General features: G+C 70.1%; 22 protein-coding genes. 6 read left to right on the forward strand and 16 right to left on the reverse strand.

Annotated elements, in window-relative coordinates:
* Nucleotides 1–80: 80 nt before the first annotated feature.
* Nucleotides 81–332, reverse strand: coding sequence for a DUF397 domain-containing protein (locus ADK57_RS09235; protein WP_053748877.1), 252 nt, complete (start codon nucleotides 330–332; stop codon nucleotides 81–83).
* Entirely contained in the window at nucleotides 329–1201 is an 873-nt protein-coding gene (locus tag ADK57_RS09240) for a helix-turn-helix domain-containing protein (RefSeq protein WP_053748878.1), read from the reverse strand. The genes ADK57_RS09235 and ADK57_RS09240 overlap by 4 nt, the downstream gene beginning before the upstream one ends.
* 359 nt (nucleotides 1202–1560) lie before the next feature.
* Here ADK57_RS09240 and ADK57_RS09245 point away from each other — a divergent pair, with 359 nt between their 5' ends.
* Complete coding sequence (locus ADK57_RS09245) at nucleotides 1561–1965, forward strand: ATP-binding protein (protein ID WP_053748879.1); 405 nt, start codon at nucleotides 1561–1563, stop codon at nucleotides 1963–1965.
* Between the two features lie 78 nt (nucleotides 1966–2043).
* Here the strand turns inward: ADK57_RS09245 and ADK57_RS09250 are convergent, their stop codons facing one another.
* The 6 genes from ADK57_RS09250 to ADK57_RS09275 form a co-directional block, all read right to left on the reverse strand.
* Nucleotides 2044–2781, reverse strand: a complete 738-nt coding sequence (locus tag ADK57_RS09250; RefSeq protein ID WP_053748880.1) for a hypothetical protein — start codon at nucleotides 2779–2781, stop codon at nucleotides 2044–2046.
* 294 nt (nucleotides 2782–3075) lie between these two features.
* Complete coding sequence (locus ADK57_RS09255) at nucleotides 3076–3411, reverse strand: hypothetical protein (RefSeq protein WP_053748919.1); 336 nt, start codon at nucleotides 3409–3411, stop codon at nucleotides 3076–3078.
* A 278-nt stretch (nucleotides 3412–3689) separates the two neighbouring features.
* Nucleotides 3690–4619 carry a hypothetical protein gene (locus tag ADK57_RS09260; protein WP_053748881.1) on the reverse strand — a complete coding sequence of 310 codons (930 nt, stop codon included), beginning with the start codon at nucleotides 4617–4619 and terminating at the stop codon, nucleotides 3690–3692.
* 174 nt (nucleotides 4620–4793) lie between these two features.
* Entirely contained in the window at nucleotides 4794–6272 is a 1479-nt protein-coding gene (locus ADK57_RS09265) for a hypothetical protein (protein WP_053748882.1), read from the reverse strand.
* A gap of 219 nt (nucleotides 6273–6491) precedes the next feature.
* Nucleotides 6492–6746 (reverse strand): EF-hand domain-containing protein, encoded by a 255-nt coding sequence (locus ADK57_RS09270; protein ID WP_053748883.1) that lies wholly within the window; start codon nucleotides 6744–6746, stop codon nucleotides 6492–6494.
* Nucleotides 6747–7187: 441 nt separating this feature from the next.
* Nucleotides 7188–7715: a GNAT family N-acetyltransferase gene (locus tag ADK57_RS09275; protein WP_078973032.1), complete on the reverse strand. Its 528-nt coding sequence runs from the start codon at nucleotides 7713–7715 to the stop codon at nucleotides 7188–7190.
* 222 nt (nucleotides 7716–7937) lie between these two features.
* Between ADK57_RS09275 and ADK57_RS09280 the strand changes: the two genes are divergently transcribed.
* Nucleotides 7938–8420: a GNAT family N-acetyltransferase gene (locus tag ADK57_RS09280; RefSeq protein ID WP_053748884.1), complete on the forward strand. Its 483-nt coding sequence runs from the start codon at nucleotides 7938–7940 to the stop codon at nucleotides 8418–8420.
* A 113-nt stretch (nucleotides 8421–8533) separates the two neighbouring features.
* Here the strand turns inward: ADK57_RS09280 and ADK57_RS09285 are convergent, their stop codons facing one another.
* The gene (locus ADK57_RS09285; protein WP_053748885.1) at nucleotides 8534–9442 is read right to left on the reverse strand and encodes a glycoside hydrolase family 16 protein; all 909 of its coding nucleotides are present in this window, start codon (nucleotides 9440–9442) and stop codon (nucleotides 8534–8536) included.
* A gap of 321 nt (nucleotides 9443–9763) precedes the next feature.
* A complete protein-coding gene (locus tag ADK57_RS09290) occupies nucleotides 9764–10081 on the reverse strand; it encodes a hypothetical protein (RefSeq protein WP_053748886.1) in 318 nt (105 codons plus the stop codon).
* A 685-nt stretch (nucleotides 10082–10766) separates the two neighbouring features.
* On the opposite strand from ADK57_RS09290, the gene ADK57_RS09295 reads away from it, so the two are divergent.
* Together ADK57_RS09295 and ADK57_RS09300 are read left to right on the forward strand one after the other, a co-directional pair.
* Complete coding sequence (locus tag ADK57_RS09295) at nucleotides 10767–12395, forward strand: serine/threonine protein kinase (protein ID WP_078973027.1); 1629 nt, start codon at nucleotides 10767–10769, stop codon at nucleotides 12393–12395.
* A gap of 373 nt (nucleotides 12396–12768) precedes the next feature.
* The gene (locus tag ADK57_RS09300; RefSeq protein ID WP_053748888.1) at nucleotides 12769–13332 is read left to right on the forward strand and encodes a snapalysin family zinc-dependent metalloprotease; all 564 of its coding nucleotides are present in this window, start codon (nucleotides 12769–12771) and stop codon (nucleotides 13330–13332) included.
* 260 nt (nucleotides 13333–13592) lie between these two features.
* Here the strand turns inward: ADK57_RS09300 and ADK57_RS09305 are convergent, their stop codons facing one another.
* On the reverse strand, nucleotides 13593–14552 hold the full coding sequence (locus ADK57_RS09305) for a bile acid:sodium symporter family protein (RefSeq protein ID WP_234390062.1): 960 nt from the start codon (nucleotides 14550–14552) through the stop codon (nucleotides 13593–13595).
* Nucleotides 14553–14780: 228 nt separating this feature from the next.
* Here ADK57_RS09305 and ADK57_RS09310 point away from each other — a divergent pair, with 228 nt between their 5' ends.
* A complete protein-coding gene (locus ADK57_RS09310) occupies nucleotides 14781–16559 on the forward strand; it encodes a serine/threonine-protein kinase (protein ID WP_053748890.1) in 1779 nt (592 codons plus the stop codon).
* A 9-nt stretch (nucleotides 16560–16568) separates the two neighbouring features.
* Here the strand turns inward: ADK57_RS09310 and ADK57_RS09315 are convergent, their stop codons facing one another.
* From ADK57_RS09315 to ADK57_RS09335, 5 genes are all read right to left on the reverse strand, one after another.
* Nucleotides 16569–16769, reverse strand: a complete 201-nt coding sequence (locus ADK57_RS09315; protein WP_234390063.1) for a hypothetical protein — start codon at nucleotides 16767–16769, stop codon at nucleotides 16569–16571.
* 132 nt (nucleotides 16770–16901) lie between these two features.
* Entirely contained in the window at nucleotides 16902–17963 is a 1062-nt protein-coding gene (locus tag ADK57_RS09320; protein ID WP_053748892.1) for a 2-hydroxyacid dehydrogenase, read from the reverse strand.
* A 61-nt stretch (nucleotides 17964–18024) separates the two neighbouring features.
* Entirely contained in the window at nucleotides 18025–19074 is a 1050-nt protein-coding gene (locus ADK57_RS09325) for an L-idonate 5-dehydrogenase (protein ID WP_053748893.1), read from the reverse strand.
* A 57-nt stretch (nucleotides 19075–19131) separates the two neighbouring features.
* The gene (locus tag ADK57_RS09330) at nucleotides 19132–19917 is read right to left on the reverse strand and encodes an SDR family oxidoreductase (protein ID WP_053748894.1); all 786 of its coding nucleotides are present in this window, start codon (nucleotides 19915–19917) and stop codon (nucleotides 19132–19134) included.
* Complete coding sequence (locus ADK57_RS09335) at nucleotides 19914–20822, reverse strand: NAD(P)-dependent oxidoreductase (RefSeq protein WP_234390065.1); 909 nt, start codon at nucleotides 20820–20822, stop codon at nucleotides 19914–19916. The genes ADK57_RS09330 and ADK57_RS09335 overlap by 4 nt, the downstream gene beginning before the upstream one ends.
* A 203-nt stretch (nucleotides 20823–21025) precedes the next feature.
* Between ADK57_RS09335 and ADK57_RS09340 the strand changes: the two genes are divergently transcribed.
* Complete coding sequence (locus ADK57_RS09340) at nucleotides 21026–22360, forward strand: MFS transporter (protein ID WP_199830516.1); 1335 nt, start codon at nucleotides 21026–21028, stop codon at nucleotides 22358–22360.
* Nucleotides 22361–22477 lie beyond the last annotated feature (117 nt).

Genomic DNA, 22477 nt, shown 5'->3' on the forward strand with positions numbered 1-22477 from the left:
GTTCCCTTCGGTGGTGTGCGTGGTGTGCCGGGCGGGTCACGGCCGGGGCCGGCTCGGATCCTTCCCGCTTGCGGTTCGGTTCAGCCGACCGCCAGGTGATCGGCGAGGCCCTTCTTGATCCCCTGGACGAAGGCGGCGATCTCCTGCGGTGTGTAGATCAGCGCGGGACCGGTGGGATCGGTCGACTGCCGCAACGCGATGCGGCCGTCGGCGAGTTGCTTGGTTTCCACGCACTGGCCCCCGTTGGGTCCGCTCCAGGGGCATTCCCAGCCCTGCTCGCCGAGGTCGGAGGCGGGCATGCCGTTGTAGACACCGCCGTCGACGATGGTCATGAATACTCCTTTCGCATGCGGTTCAGGAGCGCCCTGCTGTCCGCGGAAGAGGTCAGCAGCGACATCCGGTTGTGCGCCTCGAGATGGGCCGCGACATCGGAGCGCTGGTCCAGGTAGACGGAGGCGGACAGGATTTCGCTGTAGACGATGTCGGGCAGCTCCGGTTCCTCGAACCGGAAGTACGTGAAGGGGGCACAAGCTCCGACGTGTGCCCCTGCGGTGAACGGCACGATGTCGACGCTGACATGGTCCAGCTCCGAGACCTCCAGGAGCCGGTCGATCTGCTCCCGCATGATCTCCGCGCTGCCCGCCACCCGGTGCAGGACCGCCTCTTCCATCACCACCCAGAGCGTGGGGGCGTCGGCCTTTTCCAAGAGGCTCTGGCGGCGCAGCCGCAGAGAGACCCGGCGCTCCAGGTCCTCCTCGCTGTCGTTGGGGAAACCCCCGCGTAAGACGGCGCGCGCGTACCCGTACGTCTGCAGCAGCCCGGTGACATAGTGGGGCTCATAGGTGCGCAGGGTCTTGGCCCCGCTCTCCAGGCTCACGTAACCGGTGAACCAGCTCGGCACCACGTCGCGGTAGGCGTGCCACCAGCCGGGCTCGTTGGCCCGGTCGGCGAGGTCGACGAACTCGTCGATCTCCTGCTGGCCGGCCCCGTAGGTCTGCAGCAGTTTCTCCACGTACAGGGGCTTGAGGCCGACCTCCGCCTTCTCCAGACGGCGGATGGTCAACGACGTCACCCGCAGGGCCTTTGCCGCATCATCCAGCGACACGCCCGCGCCGAGCCGCCTGTCCTGAAGCCGCCGGCCGAGGATCATGCGCAGGACGGTCGGTGCGCTGGTGCCCCCACCTGAACGAGCCTCGCTCACTGCGCCACCTCCTGATGGGTCATCACCAGCGCAAGTCTGACAGCGACTTGATGATGCTGCCAAGCGGATACCATCGCGGTGAAATTATCAGGGAGACGGTTGCAGTGTGAACTTGCCTACGAGCATAGTTACTTGTGTGAGCGATCTCGTCGGCCTCGATGGCATCGTTGTCAACAACCGTGCCATCATGCGGAGTTGGCGTGCGCCGAAGCCTCGATTTCACGCGGCCGTTCCTGCCGGGACCACCCCCTCTCCCGGCGGGACCGTTGCCCGGTCCTGTCTCCCCACTGCGCCCCTCCAGATGGAAGGCGACAAGCGTGTCCCCCCACACGACTTCCTCCCCCCAGCTCTTAGATGTCATGAGCCCGGAACGTACGCACTGGATCGAGTTGCCCGCGCACAGGTCCAACATCAGAATCGCCCGCCACTCGATGCAGGCACGCCTGGCCGCCTGGCGCCTGCCCTGTGAGATGTCTGCGGACACGGTGCTGCTCGTGTCGGAGCTGGCCACCAACGCCGTGTGCCACACACCCGGCATGCGCGTCCTGTGCGGCATCGGGTTCGTCGCGGACAACTGCCTCCGCGTGGAAGTGCACGACCACGGCTGTCCGGGCAGCACCCTGCCCCCGTGCGAGGCGGGGCCCGAGGACGAGAACGGCCGAGGCCTGTTCCTGGTACAGGAGATCGCCCACGCCTGGGGAGTCGACCGATCGCGGCTCACCGGCGGAAACGCGGTCTGGGCGACCTTGATCAGGTCTGCCTGAAGGCTCGGGTCACACGGCGCGCATCTTCCGCTTCGTGGTGGAGCCGGAGCTGGACCGGGCTGTTGGGTGCGGGGCCGTTCATCGGGGGCGCATCAGGTCGAGGTCTTTGCCCCACGCGTCCAGAACCGCTCCGTGTCCGGCCGGCCGGACCGCCGCCTCGACGCGGGCGAAGAGCTGTCGTTGCAGGGGGACGTCACCTGTCTGTGAAATGCCGTCCACGGTGCTGAGCAGCAGGTCGGTGTCCCAGCCGGGCAGCGGGTGTCGAGCGAGTTCCCACTCCAGGTACTTGTTGTAGGGACGCGGGCGCCGGTCGAGGGCGAAGAGCAACTCCAGCAGGAACCGCATGCTGTCGGCGGCGTCGAGGCGGGCGGCGAGCAGATGACCGTCGCGTGCGTTCTTGACGGACCGGAAGAGGGAGTTGGCATATGCGTCGAGCCATCCACCGGAGTCCTGGAATGCCTCGTCGACTCCGAGGTGTGCCTTGGCGGCCAGGATCCGGGCGATGCCTCCGTCAAGCCGGTCGAGCACGATCCGGGCGCGGGCAAGGGCGTAGCGCTCGAAGCCTGGCATGCCGGCCGTGCGGAACGCGGTGAGGGACACGACGACGAGGTCGAGCCCGGGGGTGCGATGGCCCCGGAACCGGGTGAGATGCGTGGTCGCGTCATCGGCGAGGACGACGTACAGGTCGTGGTCGGAGTGCTCGGTGACCATGCCCTCATGGGCGTGGGAGCCCTTGAGCACGAGGCCGACGACGGCGGTGTCGGCGACGGCCAGCTCGATGAAGGCGTCGTAGGTGAGGGGTTGCCGAGCAGTCATGGGCGATCTCCGGTGGAAGGTGACGGGCATGTCTGTCAGGCAGCCCCGGGTGCCGGGCACTGCTACGGCCGGATCGCCCGGTTCACCCGGGGCCGACGATGTCGGCCGGTGCTGAGGCTGGATGCCGTCGGTGGCCCGCGCTGCCAGGCGTCCATGACTGCTTCGGCGTGGTGGGGGTCGGTGCTTTTCGAAGGGTGAGTCCTCCGGCTCCCGCTATGGGCTCCTGCTGAGGCAGGGCTCTCGGCAATGCCTCAGCAGTCCCCCGCCCGCGCGTGCTGCGGTGGCTCGTCCGGATCACTCCGGATGAGCCACCGCCTCCTTCTGCAGTTGCACCGCCGCCAGCAGGCTCAGCTTCGGCTCCGCCTTGCGCAACGCCTTCACCGCCGCGACCGAGGCGATGTCCCCCGTGAAGCCGACTGCGGCCAGCCGGGAGCGGACCCAGCGGGCGCGCAGCTGCGTTTCGGAGGTGGTGGCGGTGGACTCGACGAGTGCGGCGGCGCGCTCCAGACCCGGCCGCTCCTCGGGAGAGGCTTCGGCCAGCGCCTGACGCAGGGCCGCCGCGACCAGGTCCGTGTCTCGGATGAGCAACACGAAGTTGTGCTCTTTGTTCAGTCCCGCGAATCCTGTCATGTGGATCATCGTGGCTGTCATGTTCCTTGCTTGCCAAGCGACTTGATGCGTCGCAGTGGCTCAGGCCGGCCGAACCTGGCCCACGACGGGCACGGACGGCAAGGCCACGGTCACCCGGCTCGGCCACCGCCGCGCGTGGCGGCTCTGAGCGGAAGTTGGTGGTCGACCACCTGTCGGGGCCTGCTGGTGTCGTCGGCTTCAGCCGGCGCTTCCATGGGCCCGACGCCTGCCGGCCCGCGCACAAGCGGAGCCCGGTCACTCCGGCTCCCAAGAGGTGCCTATTCGACGGGTGCGGCCAGTCGTTCCACCTCCTGCTCGGCCTCGCGCGCCTCCTGTTCGGCAGCGTCCAAGGCATCAGCAGCCGCCTGACGCCGGTCCTTGGCCTCCTGCTCCTGATCTGCGGTTCGCTGGAGTTCCTCGCGCGCCTGCTGCAGCTGCTGCTCGGCAGCGGCCACCTGCCGACGGGCCTGCTCGTGCTGGTCACGTGCCTGCTGCAGCACCGTGTCCGCCTCCGCCTGCGCTGCGCGCTGTTTCCCAAGACTCCGTGCGGCCGCCTTGGCCGTCCTCTTGGCCTGGGTGAGTTCCACCTGTCGGCGGCGCCGGGACTCGGCGAGTTCGTCCTTCGCCCGCGGTCGCGATGACGGAGGTGCCGCCGCGGGCCTGGGCGGCTTGCGGGCTGGACCGGCCGCCGGGGCGGTGCCGGACGGAAACGCCGACGGCGGGTCGAGGCCGGACTCCAGCCTGCCGGTGGCCCACTGGTCGGCCGCGTCCTGATCGGCGAGCACGGCGCGCAGGGTGGCTGCGACGTCCTGCTGGGCCGTGTCGGACAGCCGATGGCCGGCTTCGCCAGCCAGTCGGGCGGCCTGCAGGGTCAGGACGGAGACGATGCTGCGGCGCTGCTCGGACAGTCCCTTGATGCCGTCCGAGTCCAGAGTCCGATAGGCCTCGCGCAGCGCTCGCCCCAGCTCCAGGAAGCTCTTGCGCTCCTCGGGCTGGGCGCGCAGCAGCAGGTTCGCTGCCCAGGCCGCGAGGGTCGGGCGGCGGGCGGCATGGATCCGGCGGGCCTCGTCCACGAGGTCGGCCGCCCTGGCCTCGGCAGCCAGCTCTTCCCGGCGGGCGACGAAGTCGGAAGGCGGTGTGGTGTAGAGCTCGTCGAGAACTGTCTCCACGTCGTGCCCTGCGCCGCCCGTTCCACCCTTACGCTGCATGATCCTCAGATTCCACCGAGCCGGACCGTCGCGCACCCCGGGGAGGAGAGGGGAACATGCGCCGGGGGAGTGTGGTGCCAGGAGGCCGTGGTGGTCAAGGGGACCTGTCGATATGCGGCAGCTGCGGCGAGGGGTGAGTCCACTGCCGGAACCTTCGCAGCCGGACGGCCCGGGTCAGTCGACGGGCCATGTGTGGACCGGGGCGTTGAGATGCATGTAGTCGCTGTACATCTGCGTCATCCGCCGCAGGGCCTCGTGGCGGCTGGAACGGGTGGAGGCGGCCAGATGATGGAGCATCTCCTTCTGCCAGACTGCTCCGTTGCGGCCGGTGACGCACCGCTGCTCGATGATGCCGAGCAGCGGCTCGCGCCAGGCCGCGTCCATGCCGGAGTGCTCCAGCCCCTGGTGCGCCAGAGGCAGCAGACGCCGAAGGACCAGCTCGGGCACCGGCACCTCGCCCATGCCCGGCCAGTACAGTGACGCTTCGATACCGTGCCGCGCCGCCGTGTGCAGGTTCTCCTCGGCGGCCGAGAAGGACATCCGCGACCACACCGGTCGTTCCTCGTCCACCAGGGCGCGGGTGAGGCCGTAGTAGAACGCGCCGTTGGCAAGGGTGTCGGCGACGGTCGGGCCGGCGGGCAGCACCCGGTTCTCCACTCGCACGTGCGGCAGATCGTGGGCGACCGCGTAGACAGGGCGGTTCCATCGGTAGATGGTCCCGTTGTGCAGGGTGAGCTCGCCCAGCTCGGGGATGTCGCCCTGGTCCAGCGTCTCCGCGGGCTCCTGTTCGTCGCAGACGGGCAGGAGCGCCGGGAAGTAGCGCAGGTTCTCCTCGAAAAGATCGAAGACGCTGTTGATCCACCGCTCCCCGAACCACACCCGGGGCCGCACGCCCTGCACCTTGATCTCCTGCGGCCGGGTGTCGGTTGCCTGCTCGAACAGCGGGATACGGGTTTCGTGCCACAGTTCCCTGCCGAACAGAAAGGGCGCATTCGCCGCCAGCGCGACCTGGACCCCGGCGATCGCCTGCGCCGCGTTCCAGTAGTCGGGGAACTCCTCCGGGGAGACCTGGAGGTGGAACTGGGTGCTGGTGCACGCGGCCTCCGGGGTGATCGTGTCGGCGTAGATCCGCAGCCGGTCCACGCCGTCCACCTCGATCCGCAGGTCCTCGCCCCGCGCCGCGAAGACCTGGTCGTTGAGCAGTCGGTAGCGGGGGTTCTCCGAGAGCGCTGCCTCACCGATGTCCTTCTGCCGCAACGTAGGAAGGATTCCGATCATGATCAGGTGCGCGCCGACCGCCCTGGCGCGTTCTTCGGCGTGATTCAGCGCGGCGCGGATCTCGGACTCCCACGCATCGGGGCCGCCCTCTGTCAGACGACGGGGCGGAACATTGATCTCGAGGTTGAACCGGCCCAGCTCGGTGGACCAGGCGGGGTCCGCGATCGCCTCGAGCACATCGCTGTTCCGCATCGCCGGCTCAGCCCGGTCGTCGACCAGGTTCAGCTCGATCTCCAGCCCGACCTGCGGCCGCTCGGACTCGAACCGCGACTCGCGCAGCATCTGTGCGAACGCGTCGAGGCAATCCTGCATCTTGATCCGATACCGGCGGCGGTCCTCGCGAGTGAAGACCAGCGCCGGGACGTCGCGTCCCATCGGTCCTCCTGGGCGTCCCTCCTCGGGCACCGTTCCACTCCAGCGTCGCACCACGGGCCGACCCTGACCATGTGGGACGGGTGTCACCCAGGGGCGTCGAAGCTGGTGCCCACGCGAGGCGCCATGGAAGTCCGCCGTCGGGATCCACGCGATCCGACGGTGGCCGGTCCATCCTCGAGCACACACTTCACCGACCGCGCCGCGGCGGTCGACCGGGCGTCAGTGCCAGCCGAAACGCCGGTCCACCACCGCCGCGAACTCCTCCAGGGTCACCACGGCGTCCCCGTTCTGGTCAGCGGCATCGAACAGCGCGGAGGAGGCCTCGGTGTCTCCCAGTCCCCAGAACGGCAGAACCCCCGATGCGGCCAGAGACGGGCCCTTCGTCCGCAAGGCGATGATCACCTCTTCACGGCTCAGGGTCCCGTTGTGGTCGAGGTCGAGCGCGTCGAACAGCTCCCGGGCCTTGTCGCTCATGTGTCTTCCCGTTCCCTTCACGGAGGGGCAGGTCGGTCCACTCCGCTCCCAGACGACAACGCCTCCGTCCCCGCCCAGGTTCCCCGCTCCGAGCACCTCATCCGCGGGATCGCATCGGTATCGCTGCGCGGCATCGCGTCGGTACCGCTGCACGGCATCGCATCGGTACCGTTGCGCGGCCTGAGGCCGGGACGCGACGGCTCAAGACGGCCCCCAGGCTCATCCGCCATCAGAGCCGATCCATCCCATTGTGTCAGCCATTGTTGTAGCCGAACGGCGTCCCGGGCGCCGGGAGGACGAGCTGATCAGAGCTCCTGGCGAGCTGCGGCCGGTTTGGAGGGCGGGCAGCGCCCTGGCCGCTTGCAAGGCTGCGCGGGCCGCTGTGACCTGGCCACTGCGTGAGGCAGCAATGGCTGCGGCAGCACCACCCGTGCTGCGCGTTCAGGCTCCGATTCCACCCGCTCGTGAGCTGAGCGTAGGAGTACTTGAACCGAAGCCGAGTTCGTCGGGCAGCCACTCCGACCGGACGGGCTTGCGCACCATGAACACGTCCACCGGATCCTCGGTGTCGAGAGTGAACCCGTTCCGCTCGTACAGCCGTCTGGCCGGACTGCCCTGCAGCACGTTCAACCGGACAAGAACGTCGTCGCGGTCGCACCGCTCCAACAGTCCGCGCAGCACGCCCGAACCGATACCGCTGCCCTGCAGATGCGGGGCCAGGTAGAAGTGCTCCAGCCAGTGAGCGTCCTTGGCCGGTCGCAGCGCCACACAGCCGGCCAACGCGCCACTCACCTCTATCACCCAGGTGTACGACGGATCGAACCCCTCGCGCAGCCGTTGCCGCACTCGCTGTTCGTCGTACCGCCCGAGTCGTTCCAGGTCCGCCCGTAGCACCACGGCACGCAACTCGGCGACTGCCTCGATGTCCGCCACCGACGCCGGCCGCATCTCCCAATCCACCTCCACCATGATCGCCACGCTACCGCGCAGGACTCGCACCTCCCCCGGGGCCTGCGCACTCGTGGAGTCGCGTGCATGTCGCCGGATTGTCAGAAGCCGATGTCGGGCTGTCGGTAGGTCGGCGGTCGGCGGACGCGGCCGGCTTGTTCGTAGGCGTAGGCATAGGCGTATGCGAGGCGGAGCAGGATCGGTTCGCTCCATGACATCGGCCGGACCACGCACAATGCGCGGATGGACAACGACATCACTATTCGTCCGGCCGTCCCGCATGAACTCGACGTCGTCGCTGAGCTTCGATGGCAGTGGATCCTCGAAAGCGAAGACGTTCCCGTCACCGGGCATGAAGAGTTCGTGCAGCACTTCGTCACGTGGGCGAGGGAGAACACGTCATCACATCGCTGTATGGTCCTGGTCCGCGGTCAGGTGATCATCGGCATGGCCTGGCTTGCGGTCCTTGCGCGGGTGCCGAGCCCACGCGCCCTGCAGCGGGCCTCAGGCGATCTGCAGTGCGTATACGTCGTTCCCGGCGAACGAGACGGCGGCCTGGGCGGCCAACTCATCGACGCGGTCCTGGCCCGTGCCCGGGAACTCGGACTCGAACGGGTCACCGTGCACTCCAGTTCCCGCGCGATCCCGGCCTACTCCCGCCACGGTTTCGAAGCTTCTCCCCGTCTGCTTCACGCCCGCGTCGCCCGCATCACGTCCTATCCCTGATGGCCGGCGACCCGCTGTCCTGCCCCGATCTTTCCCGGGGGCGTGGCTTCACCATCACCATCACCACCGCCGCACCGCACCGCCCCACACCGCGACCGGCGGGAGCGGCACGATCACTTCCAACCGTATGCGTACGCAGCGACCCAAGTGACGTCGAGCTGTGCGGTGCTGCCTGGAGCGGCCCCGGGTCCCTCCAGGGCGCTTTCGTTCTGCAGCACCCAGGACAATGGGTGATCCGGTACGTCGCGGGTGTCGTGCCCTGTCTGTCGGCCATCGACGAAGAACCGCACGTTGCCCGGCGTCCACTCCGTGGACACGGTGTGCCACTCGGTCCAGTCGTCACTGCCCGGGAAGTAGCCTTGCTCGCCGCCGCCGCACGGATGGTGAAAGGCAGTCAGCGAGCCGGTCCATTCGCCTTCTGGATGGTCCATCTCGCAGCCACCGCCGTAGTGCAGCCAGGCGGACTTGTATCCGGGTGCCAGTGTCGTCACCTTGATGCGTGCGCTGTACTTGCCGTACTTCATCTGCATGACCGCACGAGGCACCAACGCCGCCGCATGCACGGGGCCTCCGTCGCCGGGTCGCCACATCCGTATGGACATCCGCCCGTCGCCGTCCGCCGCGGGACCGATGCTCACGGTGTCCTCCGGATGGTAGACGCCGACCACGTCCCGGCCCCGGCTGTCGGCGGTGTCAGGCCAACCGGTCGGATATGCCCACCAGTTGTCGCGGTACTTCCCACTCAGGCCCCCGCAGTAAGCGGCGGATGTGTCGACGTAGTGATCGCAGTCGCTGAACGCGCCCAGCGGCACCCGGTCGCCGTTGAAGTCCTCCGCAAGGACCTGCCAGAAGGGTCCGCAGTCACCGCGGGGCAGATTCACGCCCGTGGTGTGGCAGGCGTCGGCCGAAGCGGGTGCCCCGTCGGCCCGGGGAAGCCCCAGGACTGTGGCCACGAGCATCAGGCCCACGGACATCAACAGAACTCGCCTGCTGTGATGGTGCGGCGCTGCGTGTGAACCCATCCCAAGGCTCCCTCGAGGTTCAACTGCCGGCCTCGTCTGTGCTCCCCGCACATGGCCCGGGGAACGGACCGGAACCGCGCGGCGGACCTACTCCGCGAAGGAGCATCCTCGCGCGCGGACCGGTGCGACGCCATCCCCATAACGAGCCGTGAACCGGACGGCGATGCTCCGCCACCGTCGTCGGCCGCCGACCGGCGATGCGGAAGCCTGGGAGCTCTCACGCCGTAGGGATGGACGCGAACCTCTCGAAACGGTGCACGTCCTGCCGCGGATCAACGTGTCATGGATCAACGTGCCGTGGATCCACGAAGGAACCGCGCCTCAGAACTCGCGGTCGATGCCGGTCACGATCGCCGCGCCCAACGGAGCGTCCTCCTCGGCGAAGCCACTGTCCCGCAGGGCGCGGGAGACCAGGCGCACCGCTTCGGCCTCGGCCCCCGACTGATCACCGGCCTCGACCTCGACCCGGGCGGCGAACATGCCCTCCTCGTCCACCGTGAGCAGACTCAACTCCTCGCTCTCCCCGAGATCCGTGTTCTTGGGGTCCTGGGGCCGAAGCCTGCGCTCGATGTCCGAGCACACGCCGTCGGGCACTCCTCGGAGGAACGTGCCGGGGACGGTGATGACGTACGTGGTCACTGGGACTCCTTTCGAAGGCTGCACTCGCCGGCAGGCCCTCCTGACTCTCGTGCACTCACAAGCGACTCGCCCTGGATCCGCGTCTTCCCTCTCCGCGGCGGTGAATGCACGGAATCGAAACCGCCGCTGTGATGCGATCCGGCGCAGGTCGGGCCGGCTTCGGCCGAAGCGTGCAGCGATGGACGTCGGCGCGCAGTGGCTAAACGCGAGGACGGGCGCGAGACGAACTCCCGCAGGAGAAACCCGGTCAGGCGCCTCCCGGTAGCCGATACGTCTCAGTGGTGTTCCATGCCTCGGCCCGCGCCCTACTCCGGACCGTGGGGACGCGCCGTGACCGCCCCTGCCACTCAGAAAGCCGCCGGACGGCCCTCGTTATGGAGGGACGGCGCCTCCGCGCGACTTCGCCCGGGCCGGGACAACGACTGTCGTCGCGTCCCTGCGACCGGGCAGGGGGAGCCGGCAGCCTTCGGGGTTCGCGTGCCCACCGGCGGCCTCGACCGCCGCAGCAGAACCACAACCGGGCGACGGAATCCTGCGGCACTGCACGCCTGGGACCGGAGTGAAGACGGCGAACCCGTCAAAACCGGGACCGGCCATCACGTGAGCTGCCAGAATGGCCCGGCCGTGACCATAACGGGGGCGCGGTGGAGGGGGTTCGTGTGCCCGCAGAACATGGGACTGAGCGATGAAGCCATTGCGGGCGGGTGACCCGTCGGCGCTGGGCGGGTTCCGGCTGATGGGTCGGCTGGGTTCCGGCGGAATGGGCCAGGTGTTCCTGGCCCGGGCCGAGGACGGGCGGGCCGTCGCCGTGAAGCTGATCCATCCGCATCTGGCGGAGGAGCCCGAGTTCCGCCGCCGCTTCCGCCGCGAGGTCGCTGCCGTACGACGAGTCTCGGGCGCCGGGACGGCGCCGGTGCTGGACTCCGACACGGAGGGCGAAACCCCTTGGTTCGCGACCGAGTTCGTGCCCGGCCCGCCCCTGCACCGGGTCGTGGACGAATGGTCCGGGCCCCTGCCGGCGGACTCGGTGTGGCACCTGGCCCGGGGCCTCGCCGCCACCCTGTCGGCGATCCACGGCCTCGGCGTTCTGCATCGGGACCTCAAACCCTCCAACGTACTCATCACCCTGGACGGCCCCCGGGTCATCGACTTCGGGATCGCGCGGGCCACCGACTCCAGCGTGGCCACCCGCACGGGCGCGATCATCGGATCGCCGGGGTTCATGTCGCCCGAGCAGGTGCGCGGAGAACACGTCGGAGAAAAGAGCGACGTCTTCGGCCTCGGCGCCGTCCTGGTCTACGCCGCCACCGGCCGCAGCCCGTTCGAGTGGAGCGACGACGACGCCCCGCACGTGGTGCTGATGCGGGTGATCAGCGAACCGCCCCGGCTGGACGGCCTGGACGGCCCTCTGCGCGGCCTTGTCGAGCGCTGCCTTGACCGCGACCCTGCGAACCGGCCCTCGACGCAGGAGATCGAGGCCGAGACGACCCGCGTCCTCGGCCCTGGCGCCCCGGACGTCTGGCTGCCGCCGACGCTCACCGCCCGGCTGGGACAGGAAGCGGCGCGGCTACTCACCCTCGAAGGGCCGGTGCCCACCCAGGTGGACGGCGGCCCGGGCCTGCACCACGCGCCCACCGTCACCGGCGCCGGACCGCTCCGACCCCATGCGACCACCGTCCCGCAGCCAGTCGGGACACCACCTGCGCCGCGCCGTCCGGTGGCCAGGATGCAGCTGCTGGCCGGACTGGGCACCGCCCTGGCCGCGGTGCTGGCCGTGACCCTCGCCCTGGTCCTGCGCGACGGCGCCGGTGACAAGGCCGACGCGGCCGCCGTGCCGCAGCTGTCGAGCACGGCCGCCGCCGACGACCGTTCGCCCACGGACACACCCACTCCGTCCGAGGAAACCCGGCCGAGCACCTCGAAGACACCGACACCGACGCCGAAAGCGTCCTCGGCCGAGGCCCAGCAGTTCGACTTCGTCGGCACTTGGCGGGGCACCGTGAACCAGGGCGACGGGGCCAGCGTCTACGACGTCCGGATCCGCTACACCGGAGGGAAGGCCGGAGAGCGGGTCGCCGAGGTGGACTACCCGCAGCTCTCCTGCGGCGGGTATTGGACCCTGCGCCACCGCACGGCATATCGCGTGGACGCCCTCGAACACATCACCTACGGCACCGGGGGCTGCCTCGACGAGGTGGAGATCTCGCTGACCAGCCTGGACACCGACACTGTCCGCTACTCCTTCGACGACTCCGACGGGGGCCTCTTCAGTTCCTCCGACCTGGTGGGGGAGGGCGAGTTGAAACGTGAGTAGGGCAGAGGGGACTGGACGGCGGCCGTCGGCGCACTGATCACGTCCGTATCGTGCGGGTTCGCCGAGCACCGCCGAGGGGCCCGCGTCCCGCACCAGGCAGTGACGGCGCCCTGGGGGACCGGATGTTGCTCGGGACGGTCTCGCAATCGTCGCCGACGTGACTGCGTCCGGTCCGACCACCGTGCGCGTCCGCCGCGATGCCTGCCCGGCGGCGATCGCGTGCGCGATGTCGGCGTCACGGATTCGGCGACGTGCGGGGCGGAAGAGCCTTCGGTGGTCCCGAATGACGGATTGGGGGCTGCGAGGGATGGGCAGTGAGCTTGACGGTGTGTGACATGAGCATGCCTACCTCACCCCCCACAGGAGGTCGACCATGTACCGGCGCACGTTCGTCCATGGTTTCACTGCTGCCGTCACGGTGGCTCTCACCCTGGCCGGTGGCCAGGCGTACGCGGCTGCTCCGGGCTCCGGCGATCAGCTGCTTGCAGCCCGCGTCGTCACCTATGACGCCGGCGCGTCGGCGGAGTTCAAGACCGCAGTCGATCGGGGCGCGGCGATCTGGAACGAGAGCGTGGACGCCGTCGAGCTGCGCCCGGCGGCCGCCGGGCAGCGCGCCAACATCCGGATCCTCGCCGACGACGGGTGGCCCCGGGCGCTGACCACCTCGCTCGGCAACGGAACGGTCTACATCGGACGACAGGCCGTCAACGAGGGCTACGACACGGTCCGGATCTCGGCGCACGAACTCGGCCACATCCTCGGCCTGCCGGACCGCAAACCCGGGCCCTGCACCAGCCTGATGTCGGGCTCCAGCGCCGGCGTCTCGTGCACGAACCCGTACCCGGACGCGGCCGAGAAGGCGGAGGTCGAGGGCAACTTCGGTGCTGCGCTTGCCCGCCCGGCACCGGCTGCCCGCAGCGTGGTGATCGTGGACTGATCCACGGGCGTGCGCGGGGACGTCCCGTCGCCGCGCACGCCGGTCAGCCGGCTGCGGGTTGCTGCCGAAGACGCGGGCAGGAGTCGCGTTGTCGTCCGGATCGCCCGCGAGCGATCGGGCCGCTTTCGCCGGGGCGTCGATCGGGCCAACTCCTGCTATGGCGTGCCGGTGGCCGGTGGCCGGTGGCCGGTGGCCGGTGGTCGGTGTGTGGACGCCGGCCGTCGTGAGGGCGGTGGCCGGCCCCGGCGCCCGTACGCCGTTCATCGCGCCCGGCGGGACAGCCAGGCGGCGGCCAGGGCACCGGAGATGTTGTGCCAGACGGAGAAGACCGCGGCCGGCAGGGCGGCCAGCGGACTGAAGTGAGCGGTGGCCAGCGAGGCCGCGAGCCCGGAGTTCTGCATGCCGACTTCGAAGGCCATGGCACGGCTCCCCGGCTCGCCCAGCCGGGCGATCCGTCCCGCGCCGTACCCCAGGGCCAGGCCGAGGCCGTTGTGCAGCACGACGGCGACGAAGACCAGCAGGGCCGCCGACTTGATGGCATCGGCGCTGCCCGCGACGACCACGGTCACGATCACGCCGATGGTCAGGGCGGACAGCCAGGGCAGCACCGGCAGGGCCCGCTCCATGTGGCGGGCCGCCAGGAGCCGCACGACGAGGCCCGCGAGCACCGGCACCAGCACCGTCTTGAGAATGCCGGTGACCATGGAGCCGGCGTCGACCGGCAGGTACTCGCCCGCCAGCAGCAGCGTCAGGGTCGGGGTGACCAGTGGGGCCACGAGTGTGGAGACGGTGGCCACGGAGACGGACAGTGCCACATCGCCGCGCGCCAGATAGGTCACCACGTTGGAAGCGGTGCCGCTGGGGGCGCAGCCGACGAGGATCACGCCCGCTGCGAGCTGCGGCGGGAGTTGGAGCAGGTGGGCGATGGCCCAGCCGAGCCCCGGCATGATGACGTAATGCGCGACCAGCCCGAGGGCCACCGCCCAGGGCCGCTTGGCGACACCGCGGAAGTCCTGAGGGGTCATGGTGACGCCCATGCAGAACATCACCACGCCCAGCAGGTACGGCACCGCCTCGCCCCAGCCGGTGAAGCTCCCCGGGAGCAGAAGTCCTACGGCACCGGCCACGAGAACGAGGATCGGGAAGACGGTGACAGCGCGTCGTGCGGAGCGATCGCCGACGGCGTCGCGGACGTGGTGTTCGGACTGTTCGGTACTCACCGTGCGAGACAACGCCCTGTCAGGGGCATGACGCAAAGGCGTCTCGCGATGTGATCCACAAACAGCGCGCGACACGGCCCTTCACACCATCGAACCTGCTCCGCAAGGGAGTTGACCACCCGTCGGCCGCGAACTGTGGCATGGTCGCCGACCCGCGGCCGGTACGCCTGGCCCGGGCCCGTCCGGGGGCTGCGAACGGTGTCGGTGGCGACAACTAAGCTCCCGCACATGAGTGAGGCAGACAGAGGCGCCGGGAGACGAGTCGTCGACGGGCGCTTCGAGTTGGAGGCCCGCCTCGGTGGCGGTGGGATGGGGACGGTCTGGCGGGCCCGGGACCTGGTGCTGCACCGGTTGGTGGCCGTCAAGGAGGTCCGTCCGCCCGACCGGGACCTCGCCGAATACGATCCCGACAGCGCGCGGATGCTGCGTGAGCGAGTGCTGCGCGAGGCCAGGGCGCTGGCCCGGATCGACCATCCGAATGTCGTCACCATTCACCACATAGTCGACGGTGGCGACGGCACCTACCCATGGATCGTGATGGAGTTGGTCGGCGGCGGCTCGTTGGCCGACCGGCTGGCCCAGGGGCCGATGCCGCCGGCCGAGGCGGCGCGGATCGGCCGGGGGGTGCTGTCAGCGCTCGTCGCCGCGCACGACGCCGGGATCCAGCACCGGGACGTCAAGCCCGCCAATGTCCTGCTGCGGCCCGACAAGCGCCCCGTCCTCACCGACTTCGGCATTGCCGCGATCCGCGAGACCACCAGCCTCACCGCCACCGGGTCCATCATCGGTACGCCCGACTTCATGGCACCGGAGCGCATTTCGGGGCACGAGGGCGGATCCGCCTCCGACCTCTGGTCGCTGGCGATGATGTTGTACGCCGCTGTGGAGGGCCACCACCCACTGCGCCGGGGCACCACCCTGGCCACCCTCGCCGCGGTCCTCCACGACGACGTGCCGCCGCCCGTGCGGGCCGGTGCCCTGCGCGACGTCCTGATGAGCGTGCTCGTGCGGGACCCGTCGGCGCGGCCGTCCGCCGCCGCGCTGGACCGAATGCTCGCCGAGGTCGAGGCCGATGTCGGGTCGGCTCGTCCGGTGGCCGGGCGCGACGAGCCCACCTCGTACCCGTTGGGCGCGCCGTCCGCCTCCCCGTTCGCTTCACTTCCGGGGGTCACTGCCGCGCCGGACATGTTCGCACCGACCGATGCCTCTGCGCCGCCGGTCGTTCTCTCCGGCACCGACATTCCCGATCCGACCAGTGCGGCTGCCCCGGCCGGGTTCGGGCTGCCGCCGATCAACCCCGGGCCGAGGCAGGCCATGCCTCAGCCGGCGACCGCGCCCGTGCGCGCCGAACGCCGACGCCCGCCCGGCCTCACCGTCCTGCTGAGCGTCTCGGGGATCTCGCTCGCCGGCACCCTGGTCCTACTGGGGTGGCTCCTGCCTTTCAGGGGTGACTCGGACGCGGGGGCCTCGTCCTCCACGTCGGCCCCGGAAACGACCATCCCGCCGACCACCGCTGCCCCGGCCGCCCAGCAGTCACAGGAGGCGGAGACCACGGACATGCTCACCCCGGACAGCATCCGCACCGCCATCAAGGCCTTCAAGGAAGAGACCGGCCGGGACATGTTCGGCGACTTCACCGTCTACACGGACTACGTGTCGGCCCAGCTGATGGTCAACGGCAGCAACAGTAAGTACGACTACTACACCTATCGCCCCGGGGAGGGCGTGAAGAAGGGCATCATCGCGGGTTCCCTGGCCGGCGGCGAGCAGCCCGTCAGTCTTGACGGCTTCAACTGGGACAAGGTCCCGGCGCTCCTGAAAGAAGCGGAGAAGAAGCTCAACGTCGATGTTCCGGAATCCCGTTACCTGATGGTGAGACAGCCCAACGACGTCTTCGACACCCCGGCCGGAATGGCTGTCTACCTTACGAACAAATACAGCCAGGCCGGCTACCTGGAAGCCGACACCGACGGCAAGGTGACCCGGGTGTCGCCCGCCGACGACTGACCGCCCACGTCAGGTGAAGACGATGGTGTGGTTGCCATGGCGGATCACCCCGTCCTCGGCGTGCCACTGCACCGCTCGGGAGAGCACGGCCCGTTCCACGTCCGCACCGCGGCGCTGCAGGTCGGCCGAGGTGTCGGCGTGGGTGACATGCACGCCGACCTGCTCGATGAGGTTCCCGGAGAGAATCTGCATGTAGCGGGCTAGGACCACGAAGCCGACGTTGCCCTTGAGCAGTCGCAGGTGCTCCGCTTCCGCGGCGGACTTGTCCTGGCCCGCCGACGACAGATGGCTCCGCCCGGTGCTCGGCCCGGTGCTCGGTCCGGTGGGTGGCCCGGTGCTCGGTCAGCCGGATTGGGATGCGGTCGGCGTTGTCCTGTTGGTCGTGGGCTGTGTTGCTCCTTGCGCGGGCCGTCCCCTGGTCCCCGGCAGGGGGGTTGGTGCCTCTTCCCCGTCCAGTACGGCCTCGATGTTGCGTGCCGCCAGCTCCACCATCGCCGCGCGCGTGGCCTCCGTCGCCGAGCCCACGTGCGGCAGCACCACCAGGTGCGGTTCGGCGAACAGCGGATCGGACGGATCCGTACGCGGTTCGTCCACCATCACGTCCAGGCCCGCGGAGTGCAGCTTCCCGCCGCGCAGCGCGGTGAGCAGAGCGTCCTCGTCGACGATTCCGCCGCGTCCGGTGTTGACGAGCGTCGCCGTCGGTTTCATCAGGGCGAGTTCCGGCGTGCCGATCATGCCGGCGGTCTCGGGTGTCAGCGGGGTGTGCACGGACACCACGTCGCTGGTCCGCAGCAGTTCGTCGAAGGTGACCCAGCGGGACAGCTCGTCGTCCTCCTTGCGGCGCGGATGGTGGTGCTGGACCCGCATCCCGAAGCCGGCCGCCCGCCGTGCGAGGGCCTTGGCGATCTGTCCGTAGCCGATCAGCCCGAGCGTCGCGCCCTGTACGTCGAGCCCCAGGAAGGCATCCATCCGGAAGGCGCCCCACTCGCCGCGCCGCAACGCGTCCATGCTGGCGCCGAGCCGCCGCCGTGCCATCAGGATCAGCGCCATCGACACGTCGGCGGTGGTGTCGGCGAGCACCTCGGGGGTGTGGGTGACCACCACACCGCGCGCGGCGGCGGCCTCGACGTCCACGCCGTCGTAGCCCATCGACGCCAGTGCCACGACGCGGAGGCCGGGGCCGGCCGCGTCCAGCAGGGCGGCGTCCACCCGGTCGCTGCCGAGGACGAGCAGCCCCTCGCAGCCTCGGACCAGCGTTCCCAGCTCGGCAGAGGTGGGTGGCGCCGTCCCTTCCCACGCGGTGACGTCGTACCGCGCGGCGAGCCGCCGGACGGCGGGGCCCGGCAGGCCGGTGCGGCTCACCGCGACGCGGGGACGGGGACGGGGTACGGGTGTGCCGGACATGCGCAACTCCCACGGAGAAAGGGGACGGGCGGGTGAGGGGCCGGCTCGTGGCCGGACCGCGTCAGGGCGTTGTCGGATCCGCGAAGTCGAGGAGCACCTTGCAGGACCGCGCCGGGTCGGCTGCCAGTTCGAAGGCCTCGCCGGTGTGTGCCACGGGGAGTACGGAGGTCACCACCGGGTCGACCGGGAGGCGGCCGTCGGCCAGGGCTCGCAGTACCTCGCCGAGCTCGGTGTCGAAGCGGAAGGAGCCGACCAGTCGCAGCTCCCGTGTGATCAGCGCGTTCGCGGCGACCGGGGTGTCCCCGGGCGGGAGCAGGCCGAGGCCCACCACCAGACCGCCCCGGTCCACTCCGTACACGCAGGTGCGCAGCCCGGCGGGGTTGCCGGAGGACTCGATGGCGATGTCCGCCGCCAGTTCCTCCAGCCCGTCCCCGCCGCTCGAGGGGCCGCCGATGCGTACGGTCGAGTCGGCGCCCACCTGCTTGGCGACGGCCAGCGGCGCCTCGTGGACGTCGGTCACGGTGATCTCACCGGCACCGGCGGCGCGCAGGGCCGCGACCACCAGGCAGCCGATCGGTCCGGCACCGGTGACCAGGACCCGCTTGCCGCGTACGTCGCCGGCCTGTCGTACCGCGTGCCAGGCGACCGCCGCCGGCTCGGCGATCGCGGCGAGCTTCAGGTCAAGGCCCTCGGGCAGGGGCAAAATCCGTTCCGCGGGCACCACCAGGACCTCGGCGAAGCCGCCCTGGACGTGGGGGTTGCGGGCGGCGCTGCCGAGATAGCCGGTGTCCAGGCAGGTGTTGCGCCGTCCCGCGGCGCACTGTCGGCACGCGCCGCAGGAGGCCAACGGGTGTACGGCCACCGGGGTTCCGGGTGGCGGGGCCTGAGTGCCGGGGCCCGCCGCGCGTACCAGGCCGACGATCTCGTGACCGAGGACGAGCGGTTCGCGCAGCCGGAACTCGCCGACCGCGCCGTGCCGCCAGTAGTGCAGGTCGGAGCCGCAGATCCCGCCGTAGCGGATGTCGACCGCCACCTCGCCGGGGCCGGGCTCCGGCACCGGCCGTTCCTCCAGGCGCAGGTCGCCCGCCCCGTGGGCCACGACCGCTCGCATCGTCGCTGAGTTCGCTGAGTTCGCTGAGTGGGCTGAGTTCATGTCTTCGGTCCTTTCTCAGATGACCGCGGTCAGGCCGCCGTCGACGGCGATCACCTGGCCGTTGACGAAGTCCGACGCGGGGGCGGCGAGCCACACCAGCGTGCCGACGAGATCCTCGACCGAGGCCCAGCGCCCGGCCGGGGTGCGGCCCCGGATCCAGGAGTCGAAGGCGGCGTCGTCGACGAGGGGGCGGGTCAGTTCGGTGACCACGTAGCCGGGTGCCAGGCCGTTGACCGTCAGCCCCGAGCCGGCCCACTCCGCGCACATGCCCCGGGTCAGCATCGCGAGGCCGCCCTTGGAGGCCGCGTAGGCGGCGATGCCGGGACGGGCGAGCCAGGTCTGCACGGAACAGATGTTGACGATCTTTCCGTGGCCGCGCCCGACCATGCCCGCGGCCACCGCGCGGCCGACCAGGAAGGCACTGGTGAGGTTGGTGTGCAGGACCCGTTCGAAGTTCTCGGCGGAGACCTGCAGGAGTGGTTCGCGGTGCTGCACGCCGGTGTTGTTGACCAGGATGTCCAGCGGGCCGATCCGGTTCTCGATCTCCTGGATCGCCGTATGCACGGACGCCTCGTCGGTGACGTCGAACGGCACCGCGTGCACCTTGGTCCCGGTGCGTTCGGCGAGTTCGGCACGGGCACGTTCCAGGGCCTCGGGATCACGGCCGTTGAGGACGAGTTCGGCGCCCGCCTCGGCCAGTCCCGCCGCGAGGGCGAATCCGATGCCCTTGCTGGATCCGGTGACCAGGGCCAGCCGCCCGGAGAGGTCGAACAGGGAAGGACCCTTGGCTGAAGTCGTCATGACCGGTCTCCCGTCGAACCGTTTCCGTTTCCGGCACCGGTTCCGTAGTAGTGCATGAGTGCGGCGTTGTCGGCGTCGCCGTGGCCCGCGGCGGCCAGCCAGCGGTGCAGTTCGGAGACGGCGGTGGTGACCGGCAGCGGCACTCCGGCCGAGAGCGCGTAGTCGCGGGCCGCCTCCAGGTCCTTGACCATGTTGCTGACCCGTCCGGTCGGGGTGAGGTCGACCTCGGCGAACTTGACGAAGAACTCCTGAAGCAGCGCCGAGTCGGCCCTGCCCCCGGTGAGCGCCGCCTGTACGTGCCGTGGCGGCAGACCGGCCGCCCGCACCAGGGCGGCGGCCTCGGCGAGGGCGGCGAATCCGCAGCCGACCAGCACCTGGTTGACGGCCTTGACCAGCTGCCCCGAGCCGGCCGGGCCGAGGTGGGTGAGTTGGGAGGAGAGAGCACCGAGCACCGGCAGCGCCCGTTCCACGTCGTCCGTCTCGCCGCCGAGCATCAGCGTCAGCTCGCCGCGCTCCGCGCCCGGTGCGCCGCCGGACAGGGGCGCGTCGACCCAGCCGGCGCCGAGCTTCGCGGCGCGTTCGGCGAAGGCGCGGGTGCGCCCGGGATCGATGCTGGACATGTCTATGACGAGGACGCCCTCGGGTGTGGCGGTGAGGACCCCTTCGGGGCCGAAGACCACCTGCTCGACGATGTCGGCGGTGTTGAGCGAGAGGACCACCACGGAGGACGAGGCGAGCTCTGCCGCCGAGTCCGCCGGGACCGCCCCGTCCCTGGCGAGTTCCGCCACCACGTCCTGCCGGACGTCGTAGACCCGCACGGTGCGTTCGCGCCGCAGCAGTCTGCGGGCGATGGCCGACCCCATGACCCCGAGCCCGGCGAGCCCCACCTGTGGATGTCCTGACACTCGAACCAACCTCCCGAACGAAATCCTGTACGCGAAACAACATACTGGACGCAGGTGGTGAGAGAGTGCAACTGTCCTGCGATGTACACCCTTGACTGTTCAGCATATTGGCTTGCGCTCCACATGCTGTTACGGTCCTGGGCGTCCGCAGATGTACGGCCTGTTACCAAGCCGTTGAGACGGAAGGGCGGCATCCCATGCAGATGCCAACGACGACATCCCGACTCGCCGACGGGGCGAGCGACCAGAGGAACCCCGGTCTGCGCCGGGCGCTCGTCACCAGTTCGGTGGGCAGTGCCCTCGAGTACTACGACTTCGCGATCTATGGCACCGCCTCGGCCCTGGTGTTCCGGCACCTCTTCTTCCCCGGGCTCGGCCCGGCGGTCGGACTCGTCGCCATCTTCGCCACCTACGCGGTCGGCTTCTTCGCCCGCCCGCTGGGCGGACTGTTCTTCGGCTCGCTCGGAGACCGGCACGGCCGTAAGACCGTGCTGGTGGTGACCGTCGCGCTGATGGGCGGCTCGTCCTTCGCCATCGGGCTGCTGCCCACCTACCACACGGTCGGTGTGTGGAGCCCCGTCCTGTTGATGCTCCTGCGCCTGCTCCAGGGCTTCGGAGCCGGAGCGGAACAGGCCGGGGCCTCGACGCTGATGGCCGAGTACGCCCCACCGGCCCGACGCGGCTACTACGCGGCACTGCCCTTCGTCGGCATCCAGGTCGGCATGCTGCTCGCCACCGCCCTGTTCATACCGCTGGCCCGGCTCGACGAGGACGTGCTGTTCGGCTGGGTGTGGCGGGTGCCGTTCCTGCTCAGTGCCGTACTGATCCTGGTCGCGGTGTACATCCGGCTGAAGCTGGAGGAGAGCCCGGCCTTCGAGCGGCTGGCGGAGAGCGGCGAGGTCAGCAAGCGACCGCTGCGCGACCTCATGGTCAACAGCCGCCGCAATCTGTTCATCACCTTCGGCCTGCGGATGGCCGAGAACGGCACCTCGTACCTGTACTCCACCTTCAGCATCAGCTACGTGACCACCGTCGTCGGCGTCTCCGGCTCGGTCGGCCCGCTGGCCGTGGCCTGCGCCTCGCTCGCCGGTATCGTCACCATCCCGCTGTTCGGCATGCTCTCCGACCGGATCGGCCGGGTCCCGCTCTACCGGATGGCCGCACTGTTCCAGGCGGTCTTCGCCGTCCCCGCCTTCGCGCTGATGAGCTCCGGGAACACCGTGCTGATCTGCGTGGTCATCACCCTCGGCATCGGAGTCGGCGTCAACGGCATGCTGGGCTCCCAGTGCGCCCTGCTCGCCGAACTGTTCGGGGCGCGGCACCGCTACACCGGCGTCGCGATCGGCCGGGAGTTCAGCGCGATCATCGCCGGAGGCATCGCCCCGCTGCTCGGCGCGACGCTGCTGCTGGCCTTCAGCGACGCGTGGTGGCCGCTGGCGGCCTACGTGGTCGTCCTCTCGCTGATCACCTTCGTCACCACCTTCGTCACCCCGGAGACCCGAGGCCGGGATCTCACCGATCTCGCCGACGCCCGCTGAGTGATCCGGCCGCCCTTCGGCGGCCCGGCCCCCGGACGACGGGCCCTGAGACAGCCGGCCCCGCGCCCTGCCCCCCTGCCCGCGGGCGCGGGGCCGGCACCCATGTGACCCCACGGA

The organism is Streptomyces sp. MMG1533 (genome assembly GCF_001279775.1).
Taxonomy (GTDB): domain Bacteria; phylum Actinomycetota; class Actinomycetes; order Streptomycetales; family Streptomycetaceae; genus Streptomyces.